Source organism: Luteibacter rhizovicinus (assembly GCF_004342265.1).
GTDB classification, from domain to species: Bacteria; Pseudomonadota; Gammaproteobacteria; order Xanthomonadales; family Rhodanobacteraceae; genus Luteibacter; species Luteibacter rhizovicinus_B.
In genome coordinates this window covers 1-2,500 of record NZ_SMCS01000016.1, presented here as the reverse complement: position 1 = coordinate 2,500, position 2,500 = coordinate 1, and the positions used below count along the sequence as shown (strand labels likewise).

General features: G+C 55.1%; 2 rRNA genes (1 of these 2 cut by a window edge). Both read left to right on the top strand.

What is annotated here, in order from left to right:
• Positions 1 to 2,066: ribosomal RNA gene (locus EC912_RS19190) — 23S ribosomal RNA — on the top strand (it extends 819 nt beyond the left edge of the window).
• 116 nt (positions 2,067 to 2,182) lie between these two features.
• Positions 2,183 to 2,297: ribosomal RNA gene (gene rrf / locus EC912_RS19185) — 5S ribosomal RNA — on the top strand.
• The last annotated feature ends 203 nt before the right edge of the window (positions 2,298 to 2,500 follow it).

Here is a 2,500-nt window from a genome sequence, read left to right as displayed (position 1 = left end):
CTCGTGCGAACACTGTTGGGGGTAGAGCACTGTTATGGCTAGGGGGTCATTGAGACTTACCAAACCATGGCAAACTCCGAATACCAACACGTGATACACGGGAGACACACGGCGGGTGCTAACGTCCGTCGTGAAAAGGGAAACAACCCAGACCCGCAGCTAAGGTCCCCAAGTTATAGCTAAGTGGAAAACGATGTGGAAAGGCATAGACAGCCAGGAGGTTGGCTTAGAAGCAGCCATCCTTTAAAGAAAGCGTAATAGCTCACTGGTCGAGTCGGTCTGCGCGGAAGATTTAACGGGGCTAAGCTATACACCGAAGCTCGGGGTGCACAACTTTTAAGATGTGCGCGGTAGAGGAGCGTTCCGTAGGCCTGTGAAGGTGGATTGTAAAGTCTGCTGGAGGTATCGGAAGTGCGAATGCTGACATGAGTAACGATAAGGGGGGTGAAAAGCCCCCCCGCCGAAAGCCCAAGGTTTCCTCGCGCAACGTTCATCGGCGCAGGGTGAGTCGGCCCCTAAGGCGAGGCAGAAATGCGTAGTCGATGGGAAGCAGGTTAATATTCCTGCACTTTTCTATAGTGCGATGTGGGGACGGAGAAGGTTAGGTCTACCAGGCGTTGGTTGTCCTGGGGAAAGGCGGTAGGCATGTATCTTAGGCAAATCCGGGATACTTTATGCCGAGCACCGAGACGAGTCCTATGAGGACGAAGTGACTGACACCACGCTTCCAGGAAAAGCCACTAAGCTTCAGCTATAGAAAAACCGTACCGCAAACCGACACAGGTAGGCAGGGTGAGAATCCCAAGGCGCTTGAGAGAACTCGGGTGAAGGAACTAGGCAAAATGGCACCGTAACTTCGGGAGAAGGTGCGCCTCTTGGTGTGGTCACGTGCGTGACTGAGCATCGAGGGGTCGCAGTAACCTGGCCGCTGCGACTGTTTATCAAAAACACAGCACTCTGCAAACACGAAAGTGGACGTATAGGGTGTGACGCCTGCCCGGTGCTGGAAGGTTAATTGATGGGGTCAGCCGCAAGGCGAAGCTCTTGATCGAAGCCCCAGTAAACGGCGGCCGTAACTATAACGGTCCTAAGGTAGCGAAATTCCTTGTCGGGTAAGTTCCGACCTGCACGAATGGCGTAACGACAGCGGCGCTGTCTCCACCCGAGACTCAGTGAAATTGAAATCGCTGTGAAGATGCAGCGTTCCCGCGGCAAGACGGAAAGACCCCGTGAACCTTTACTATAGCTTTACATTGAACGTTGAGTTCTTCTGTGTAGGATAGGTGGGAGGCTATGAAACCCGGACGCTAGTTCGGGTGGAGCCATCCTTGAAATACCACCCTGAAGTGCTTGACGTTCTAACCTAGGTCCGTAATCCGGATCGGGGACCATGTATGGTGGGTAGTTTGACTGGGGCGGTCTCCTCCCAAAGAGTAACGGAGGAGCACGAAGGTACGCTCAGCGCGGTCGGACATCGCGCACTGTGTGCAAAGGCATAAGCGTGCTTGACTGCGAGATCGACGGATCAAGCAGGTACGAAAGTAGGTCTTAGTGATCCGGTGGTTCTGTATGGAAGGGCCATCGCTCAACGGATAAAAGGTACTCCGGGGATAACAGGCTGATACCGCCCAAGAGTTCATATCGACGGCGGTGTTTGGCACCTCGATGTCGGCTCATCACATCCTGGGGCTGTAGCCGGTCCCAAGGGTATGGCTGTTCGCCATTTAAAGTGGTACGCGAGCTGGGTTCAGAACGTCGTGAGACAGTTCGGTCCCTATCTGTCGTGGGCGTTGGAGATTTGAGGGGGGCTGCTCCTAGTACGAGAGGACCGGAGTGGACGTTCCGCTGGTGTTCGGGTTGTCATGCCCATGGCATTGCCCGGTAGCTACGAACGGAAGTGATAACCGCTGAAAGCATCTAAGCGGGAAGCACGCCCCAAGATGAGATCTCCCGAGAGCTTGACTCTCCTAAAGGCACCATCAAGACTAGGTGGTTGATAGGCACGGTGTGGAAGTGCAGCAATGCATTGAGCTTACGTGTACTAATGAGCCGTGAGGCTTGACCATATAACCCCAAGACGCTTCGTTCGTCTGACGCTTATCCCGAGATATTTCACCTCGACGCTTGTCACTCGTTTACACCCTATGTGGAGCCGGCGCTTACGCGCTGCTCCCACCCCTTCCCTGGCGGCCATAGCGGCGTGGTACCACCTGATCCCATCCCGAACTCAGCAGTGAAACGCGCATGCGCCGATGGTAGTGTGGCTTAAGCCATGCAAGAGTAGGTCACCGCCAGGGGCTTTATCCTGAAATACCCGCTACGAGTCATCGTGGCGGGTTTTTCTTTGCCTGCGTTTCCATCGGAAACGACCCGCAACAGGTCACCGCCAGGGGCTTTATCTAGAAGGCCTCCCCAATCGGGGAGGCCTTCGTCTTTGCGGCTGTTGCCGGTGCGCGCATCGCGCGCGACCCGCAACAGGTCACCGCCAGGGGCTTTATCC